An 8,553-nucleotide genomic window follows, 5' to 3' on the forward strand; every position below is an offset into this window, starting at 1 on the left:
CCGACGATGAGTTTCAAGCGCTCAATATCAAACCCGGTAAGTTTCATGGCGATTGGAACTATACGCTTCTTCCTCGCTCTTAATCGGTAACTTAATTCTTGCCCATGCCTAACTCACGCCGCACTAAAGCGGCCCCCTCCGCGAGGGCACGAAGCTTGCCAAAAGCCGTCTCGCGGGCCAGGTACTTCATGCCACAATCAGGCGCTGGGATAAGACGAGTGGCCGGAAGATACGCGAGGCCACGTCGAATCCGTTCGGCCACCACCTCAGCGGTTTCGACTTCAGGGCGAGAAAGATCAAGTACGCCGAGAACAATGGTCTTCGACGCCAATTCCCTCAGGACGCCGAGATCAAGATCCGGCTGTGCAGCCTCAATGGAAATTTGATCGGCAGCGCTTTCGGCAAGCTGCGTGAGAAAATCGTAGCGTCGTGGTTTCTCTCCCGGCACGAGAAATCCATAGCCGAAGCAGAGATGGACTGCGGTCGTCACTCGCAATCCTTGTAGTGCGCGGTTAATCACCTTCACCGCATAGCGCCGTGCAGCCTCTGGATTGTTTCGCAGCCAGGGCTCGTCAAGCTGAATTACATCCGCACCGGCGGCTACCAACGCATGCGCCTCTTCGTTGACCGCCACCGCGAAGTCCATCGCCATCTCTTCTTCGTCTTTGTAGTACTCGTTCTTTGCTTGTTGGGCCATCGTGAAAGGCCCCGGAATGGTAATCTTCGCTTGGTGCTGCGTGTGTTGGCGGAGGAAAAGCATGTCTTGCACTTCGACTGGGTGGGTGCGACGAATCTTGCCAACAATACGCGCCACCGGTGTCTGAAAACCATTACGGCTGGTGATGATCACGGGATTATCGATATCCATTCCAGCTAGTGACGTGGCAAAGCGATTCGAGTAACTCTCGCGTCGCATCTCACCATCAGTAACGATGTCGATTCCAGCCCGTTCCATTTCATGGATAGCAACAAGCGTGGCGTCATCTTGCGCCTGTTGCAACAGGGGCTCAACAATGCGCCAAATACCCTGCGTACGAATACGTGGAACACCATGTCCAACAAGTGCCGCACGATCTACGAGCCACTCGGGTTGCGGATAGCTGCCGATCACGGTTGTGGGTAAGCGAGGAGGAGTCATCGTAGAGCACCCTATGCTTTCACAAACTGCGGCATCACCTTCGTCACAAAGCGATCAAGCGACCGGCGCGAATCATCCTGGCTCAGTCCACCCCAGGCAAAAGATAGCACCAGGTAGTTGCAACCGCTCTGATCGAAGAATTTGCCAACTTCGTCTCGTACCTGTTCGGCAGTACCAACAATCGCCACGTCAAACTTGCGCGCGATAGCTAGATCCGGAGTAAAACCATAGTCAGGAAGCGTACGAAAATCTCGCCAGAGCTTGGTCAAGTTGTCATAGAACTGTTTGTAGGCAGGCGTGGCGATCTGTTCAATCTCACGTTCATCGCCGACAACATAGCAGTGACGAATCGCACCAATCGTCGGCTCGGTAATATGCGGGTTCAAGTCCTCAGGCTTCCCTTTATGTTTCGGGAGTTCAACACGATAGGCGGCAGTCAGCTCTTTCAACATGGGAATCGGACCACCGCCAACCATCTGCATCCCATGTTTTGCGGCAAACATCAAACTCTCTTGCGACGTGATCCCGTACCAGAACGTCGGATTGGGGCGCTGTTTCGGTCTTAGTTCCATCGGCACATTATCAAACCGATAGTGAGGTCCACGATGAGTGAGGCGTTCGTTGCGTAAACTCTTCACCACAACACCCAGCGCCTCTTCAAAAACCTCACGCGAGTCCATAAACGAGATGCCATAATACGCCAGTTCAAACGGCGAGACGCCGCGGCCAACACCCACTTCCAGGCGTCCGTCACTAATATGGTCGAGCATACAAATTTCGCTCGCGAGTCGCATCGGATTATAGAGCGGCAAGAGATACACCAGCGGGCCAAGGTGAATACGTTTCGTACATTGCGCAACTGCAGCCAGATATAATCCCGGAGAAGGAGCCATCCCCAGCGGTGTCGCATGATGCTCAGCGACATGGTAGCCATAGAATCCCGCGGCATCATACTCACGCACGAGGTCAAAGCGCCCGGCGAACAGCCCTGCCATCGAATCGCCTCGTCGCTCAACGTGATCAAACACTCCAAAGCGTATCGTGCTCATGGTTATCTCCTTACAATATAGAAAAGCTATATGAAAACTATTGCCGTGACTATTGATGAAACAACATTGAACCTTCTCGATGAACTAGCCCAAGCCTCTCTGCGTCATCGGCATCGCTCTGCCCTTGTACGCATTGCCGTTCGTGAGTTCGCCGAACGGGAACAAGAACGGCAGAGCGAAGAGCACGAAGCAGCCGTCTTACAAAAGCACAGGAAGTTAGTTGCCCGACGGGTTCGAGAGTTGATCTCCCAGCAAGCCTCTTTGTCAGTTTAACCAACCCCTACCTCCGATCAAACTGCACCGCCAATTGCTGCACTGGCAACCGTACCATCGTCGGGCGACCGTGCGGGCAGACAAACGGTGACTTACATGCCAGCAGCGATGACACGAGCTGTTTCATTGCGTCAGCAGTCAGACTCTGCCCAGCTTTGACGGACTTTACTTTGCAGGCAATACGCGCAGCGAGGTCTTCTTGCTTGGCTTCGAGTGAATTGTCTGAGCGCCCTTCGGCACGCGCTTGCGCGAGTTCGATCAACAAATCTGGTGTGTCACTGGCGCGAAAGTAGGTTGGTGTCGCCTGCACTTGATAGGTGTTGCCACCAAACGGACGAATATCGAAACCTAAAGTCGCTAAGTACCCGAAACTCTCTTCCAAAGCTACACGTGCCGCAGGCACCAATTCAAACGTTATCGGCAGCAATAGTGGTTGCGAGTCCGTTTGTCGTCGTTGCAGTGAGGCCAACACTTGCTCATAGATCACCCGCTCGTGAGCAGCGTGCTGATCGACAATCCACAACTCCCCTTCGACTTCGACAATGACAAACAGTCCGTGACTCTGTCCGACGATCTGAAACTCAGTCCCATCAGGTCGTATCCACAGAACCGGTTGGGTCGCAGGTTTGAGAGGCACGGGTTGTATCGGCGGTTGTTCAGGCGGCTTGGTAACCATACGCAGCGGAGGCTCGATAAGAGGAAGCGGAGAAGGTTGCGACGTGGGCCGACGGGGATAATCCGCGGGATCTGGGAGCGGAATATCCGGACTCACAGCGATTGAGGTTACGTGCGGCATCATCGGTACCGCAGCGACTGACGGGGCATTCACATTCGGCACTGCGACAGTCGCGGGTGCGACAGTCTTAAAGAGGTTACTCTGATCTAGAGCGTTGCGCACGTGATGCACTAGCACATGTAACACGGCGCGTTCATCCTGAAATTTCACTTCGCGTTTGGTCGGATGCACGTTGACATCAACCGTATGCGGAGGCACGGTCAGGAACAAAACACCAAGCGGAAACCGCCCGGCCGGGAGCAACTCACCATAACCGCGACTCAAAGCAAATGACAACGGCTGGCTTTTTACCAACCGGCGGTTGACGAAGAAATACTGACCTGTGCGAGTATTTTTGTTGCGTTCTGGGGGAGCGACAACCCCATGTACCGCTATCCCGCTTTCTTCAAACAGTGATCGCTCATTCTCTGAGACAAGAATGAGATCCTGCGCCCATTCCTTACCGAGCACCGCTCGTACGCGCGGAAGCAAGGTCTCCTGGGGAATCGCATCAAAGGCAACACGCTGATCCCAGGTAAAGGTGAAATGCAAATCAGGGCGCGACAGTGCCAGTCCGATCATCATCTCTTCAATCTGACTGCCTTCAGCAGTGGGTGACTTCAGAAAGGCACGACGAGGAGGTGTATTGAAAAACACATGTCGCGTGGTCACTCGCGTGCCAACCGGACCCGCTGCAGGACTCACCTCGATGTCTACCCCACCGGTCACACGCACGCGTGTGGCTTCATTCGCGTCCGCTCTGCGGCTGAGAATTTCCAAATGGGTAATGGCAGCGATACTCGCTAACCCTTCGCCACGAAATCCCAACGTCGAGAGCGCAAAGAGTTCCTCACTCTTGGTTATTTTACTCGTTGCATGACGGTGAACGGCGAGTTGAGCATCCTCTGGACTCATGCCTTCGCCGTCATCTTGCACGACAATCTCGTCGACTCCCCCTTTGGTGATGCTCACAGAGATCGAATACGCTCCCGCATCAATGGCATTCTCGACTAACTCTTTGACAATCGACGCCGGGCGTTCAATGACTTCGCCAGCGCGGATCTGTTCGATGGTCTGTGCGTCGAGTAGATGAATACGGCCCATGGCGGAGAGTAAAACGTAAAACGTAAAGAATAACCACCCCACCTTCCCCTTACGTTTTACGCTGTACGTTTTACGAACTCCGACTAAAGAGCCCCAACTGCGCTGGATCAGCCGAAACGCGCGTTCCCCCTCGACGTCTTGGCGGACGAATCAGATCTACTCCCTTCTCTTCTAGCCCCTTCAAGATTTCCTCGGCGCGTTCGACCACACTGCGAGGGAGCCCAGCCAGTTTTGCAACATGAATGCCGTAGGACTGATCCGCTGCACCAGCAATGACTTTATAGAGAAAGATGACCTCGCCTTTCCACTCACGCACCGCAAAGGTGAAATTCTCCACCCCCGGAAGCAGACTGTGCGGCTCAGTTAACTCGTGAAAGTGTGAGGCAAATAGCGTCCGTGGGCGTGGACCTTTCGGATCGACGAGAAACTCAATAATCGATCGTGCAATCGAGAGACCGTCAGAAGTTGAAGTTCCTCGACCAATCTCATCGAGCACGAGCAGACTCCGGGGCGTGGCATAATTAAGAATTTGCGCGGTCTCGATCATTTCCACCGCGAACGTGCTTTCCCCAAGCGCCAGATTATCCGAGGCGCCAATGCGGGTAAAAATCCGATCAACAATACCGATCCGCGCGCTCGTCGCAGGTGCGAACGACCCGATTTGCGCCAGCAACGCAATCAGCGCGGTCTGGCGCAAGTAAACCGACTTGCCACTCATATTTGGCGCGGTCAGAAGAATGAGCTGATGCGTTGACCGATCAAGGGTAATATCGTTGGCAATAAATTTTCCCCGACCAAGGAGTGACTCTGCAACGGGATGTCGTCCACCGACAATCTGCAGGACCGCTTCTTCGGTCATCTCTGGACGGACATACTGCTGTCGCATCGCCAGCCAGGCAAAGGAAGCGAGGGTGTCGACTTCGGCGATGGCTGTCGCGACAGCTTGAATTTGGCGTAGTTGTTGCAACACCAGTGCACACAGTTGCGCAAACAGCTCCTGTTCCAACGTAATCGCATGTTCCTCTGCATGAAGGATTTGGTCTTCGTATTCTTTCAGCTCTGGAGTCACAAACCGTTCGGCATTGGCGAGAGTTTGTTTGCGTGTGTACTCTGGCGGTACCTTTGCACGGTGCGTGTTAGAGATTTCAATGTAATAGCCAAACACCCGGTTATAGGCGATCTTCAACGAGGAAATACCCGTGCGGGCACTCTCGCGAGCCTGCAGCTCAGCCAACCACTGCTTCGCGTCAGTCGCGATCGACCGTAGGCGATCAAGTTCTTGATGATAGCCATTGGCAAAGACCCCTCCCTCACGACAGTGGAGCGGCGGAACATCAACAATCGCGTGAGCTAAGGTGGATTGCAGCGTGCTCAGATCTATTGCCAGGGCCTGTTGGTGTCGCACCAGGAGTGACGATACCGTTGACCCTAAGGCGCTCTGTAATGCAGGAAGATGTGTCAGCGAATCACGCAGGGCGGCAAGATCCTTTGGTGTCGCCACCTGGCAGCTAAAACGTGCAGCTAACCGTTCGAGATCACGAAACGACGATAGCGCCGCACGGACATTCTCCAACACGTCAGGAGCGCTCACGAACTCAGCAACGGCATCATGTCGGGCTGCAATTTCCGTCAGCGAGAGCAACGGATTACGCAACCAGGTACGCAGTGAACGTCCCCCCATGGGTGTGAGCGTATCGTCAATGACATCAAGCAATGCCTTGCCGCGTGAGTCAGGATTCGACGGACGAAAGAGTTCTAAGCTACGCTCAACCACTGGCCCCAATGCCATTGCGGTCTCAGCGTGCACCCGACGTGGTAGAGCAATGTGCGGCAACGTCGTTTGCAAATGACCTTGGAGAAACTTGAGCACCAGTGCTACCGCGCTCGTACTTGCCGGTTCGAGTTCCAACGCCCGCAACGAATCAAGCTGAAAGAAGGCTTTGATATTGGCGACACTCTCCTCTTCACCAGCGTGCCAGTTATCGAGTTGCGTAACCACTGTCGTTGGCTGCGACTCTCGATAGCCCAGGATAACGGGGGTATTGGCGAACTCCTTCGTTGTTACCAGTTCAGTCGGTGCTATGCGGCTAAGCATATCTGCGAGCGTTGCGTCTGGTTCCTGCCAAAATAACAAGACGCCGGTATTAGGTTCTAACGACGCGACGCCCCATTGTTTTTCGACCCGAGATAATCCCAACAACAATGGGCTGCTGGGATCAGCATCATTCTCAATGAAGGTTGACGGCGTCACAACCCGTGTGACTTCACGCTTGACGAGCCCTTTGGCAAGTTTTGGGTCCTCGACTTGCTCACAAATAGCAACTTTCTTTCCGGCTTTGACGAGACGAGCGAGATACCCTTGCACCGCATGATACGGCACCCCACACATCGGCACTTTGCCGCCTCCACCGTCACGGGCGGTTAAGGTCAAATCGAGTAAGGACGACACCTGTACCGCATCGTCAAAGAACACTTCATAAAAATCACCCAAGCGGAAAAGGACAACCGCATCAGCGTACTGTCGCTTCACCGCAAGGTATTGTTCCATTAGCGGAGTCAGTGCCATCTTTTCGCTCTCAGTAATCAGTTGTCAGCAGTCAGCAAAAAAAACTCATGGCCACAGCGTGAAGACTCTTGCCGGTTTTCCCTGTAGCCTGAGGCCTTCAGCCTATAGCCTGCTTACTTATCTGCTTTCCTAATTCATGACCAGCGGGCAACCCCATCACTTGATCTCGCTGCGGAAAGCTGGAGAATTGGCGCGAACCCACAAGAAAGAGGACATACCTATGATGATTACCCTCAGCGAAGAACAGAAGCAGATTATTAGTACCGTCCGGCGCTTTATCGAGCGGGAAGTCAAACCCGTCGCGAGTGATATGGAGCACCGCGATGAATACCCACATGCACTCGTCGAACGCATGAAAGAACTGGGCCTCTTCGGGGCGATCATTCCGCAAGAGTATGGCGGCCTTGGCGTCTCGTTTACCACCTATGCCATGATCATCGAAGAAATCTGCCGCGGCTGGATGAGCCTCAGTGGGATCATCAACTCACACTTGTTGTTCGCTCACATCATTGCGATGTCCGGGACTGAGGAGCAGAAACGACGACTGCTGCCAGCGATGGCCAAAGGCGAAAAGCGTGGCGGCCTGGCCCTGACTGAACCTCACACTGGCAGTGACGTGCAGAACATCCGCACCGTCGCTAAGAAAAACGGTGATGTTTATCTGCTCAATGGGTCCAAAATGTTCATCACCAACAGTCGTCACGGCAACATTCTGTGTGTGGCCGCCAAAACTGACCCCAGTGCGAAACCAGGCTATAAAGGCATCAGCTTATTTGCCGCGGAAAAAGGCGCACCAGGTCTCACTGTCAGCCGCGACATCAAAAAACTCGGCTATAAAGGGCTCGACACCTGTGAAGTTGTCCTCGAAGATTTTCCCGCACCATCGGCAAGTTTGATCGGAGGGAAAGAAGGCGCAGGCTTTAAACAGGTCATGGGTGGCCTAGAAGTTGGACGGATAAACGTTGCTGCACGCGCCGTTGGTGTCGCCCAAGCTGCATTTGAAGAGGCGATTCGCTACTCACAACAACGCGAGACCTTCGGTAAACCTATTTGTGAACATCAAGCGATTCAGTTGAAGTTGGCCGACATGGCGACAAAGATCGAGGCTTCTCGCCTGCTCGTGCAACAAGCTGCAGTCAAAAAAGATCGTGGTGAACGATGTGACCTCGAAGCTGGCATGGCAAAGCTCTTTGCCTCAGAATCGTGCCAAGAGGTCTCACTGGAAGCGATGCGGATTCTCGGCGGGTATGGCTACACGCAAGAATTCCCGGTCGAGCGTTTCTATCGCGATGCGCCGTTGATGATCATTGGTGAAGGCACCAGTGAGATCCAAAAAGTGGTGATTGCGCGTAATTTATTGCAGCTGTACAAAATATAGGGTGAGCAGACGCGAGAAATGGCCAAGGCAAGGAGCCTCAAACACGCTTCACTGAAGGACTCTGTATGGAGTTGTATTTTAGTCAGGACTTACGCTTTGGACCTTAACAAGCCGTGACATGAGGGTTTTGTAGTTCAGCGCGGAGGTAATGACTAAACAAACTCTCCCGCACGGCATACAGGGTCTGGCCCAGTTCTTGAGCTTTCACTTTCAAGGATACCCACGCATGATAACAACATGCTAAGTGATTGCGCTGTGCCCGCGCCGCCC

Annotated in this window: 6 protein-coding genes; 2 read left to right on the forward strand and 4 right to left on the reverse strand. The window is 53.7% G+C overall.

From position 1 onward, the window contains the following. Window positions 1-91: 91 nt before the first annotated feature. A complete protein-coding gene (locus tag FJ147_25370) occupies window positions 92-1,138 on the reverse strand; it encodes a 5-methyltetrahydropteroyltriglutamate--homocysteine methyltransferase (protein MBM4259217.1) in 1,047 nt (348 codons plus the stop codon). Between the two features lie 11 nt (window positions 1,139-1,149). After that, complete coding sequence (locus FJ147_25375) at window positions 1,150-2,187, reverse strand: LLM class flavin-dependent oxidoreductase (protein MBM4259218.1); 1,038 nt, start codon at window positions 2,185-2,187, stop codon at window positions 1,150-1,152. A 30-nt stretch (window positions 2,188-2,217) separates the two neighbouring features. On the opposite strand from FJ147_25375, the gene FJ147_25380 reads away from it, so the two are divergent. Continuing rightward, a complete protein-coding gene (locus FJ147_25380) occupies window positions 2,218-2,460 on the forward strand; it encodes a hypothetical protein (GenBank protein MBM4259219.1) in 243 nt (80 codons plus the stop codon). A 7-nt stretch (window positions 2,461-2,467) separates the two neighbouring features. On the opposite strand, the gene mutL is transcribed toward FJ147_25380, so the two are convergent. Together mutL and mutS are read right to left on the reverse strand one after the other, a co-directional pair. Next, complete coding sequence (mutL, locus tag FJ147_25385; protein MBM4259220.1) at window positions 2,468-4,381, reverse strand: DNA mismatch repair endonuclease MutL; 1,914 nt, start codon at window positions 4,379-4,381, stop codon at window positions 2,468-2,470. Between the two features lie 28 nt (window positions 4,382-4,409). Beyond that, on the reverse strand, window positions 4,410-6,905 hold the full coding sequence (gene mutS / locus FJ147_25390) for a DNA mismatch repair protein MutS (GenBank protein ID MBM4259221.1): 2,496 nt from the start codon (window positions 6,903-6,905) through the stop codon (window positions 4,410-4,412). 223 nt (window positions 6,906-7,128) lie between these two features. Between mutS and FJ147_25395 the strand changes: the two genes are divergently transcribed. Then, entirely contained in the window at window positions 7,129-8,283 is a 1,155-nt protein-coding gene (locus FJ147_25395; GenBank protein ID MBM4259222.1) for an acyl-CoA dehydrogenase, read from the forward strand. Window positions 8,284-8,553 lie beyond the last annotated feature (270 nt).

This window comes from Deltaproteobacteria bacterium (assembly GCA_016874775.1).
In the GTDB taxonomy this organism is placed as follows: Bacteria; Desulfobacterota; Binatia; order Bin18; family Bin18; genus VGTJ01.

Bases quoted from the DNA above. Each gene is read 5' to 3' on its own strand.
- FJ147_25370 (MBM4259217.1), bottom strand. From the start codon at position 1,138: ATGACTCCTCCTCGCTTACCCACAACCGTGATCGGCAGCTATCCGCAA.
- FJ147_25375 (MBM4259218.1), bottom strand. From the start codon at position 2,187: ATGAGCACGATACGCTTTGGAGTGTTTGATCACGTTGAGCGACGAGGC.
- FJ147_25380 (MBM4259219.1), top strand. From the start codon at position 2,218: ATGAAAACTATTGCCGTGACTATTGATGAAACAACATTGAACCTTCTC.
- mutS (MBM4259221.1), bottom strand. From the start codon at position 6,905: ATGGCACTGACTCCGCTAATGGAACAATACCTTGCGGTGAAGCGACAG.
- FJ147_25395 (MBM4259222.1), top strand. From the start codon at position 7,129: ATGATTACCCTCAGCGAAGAACAGAAGCAGATTATTAGTACCGTCCGG.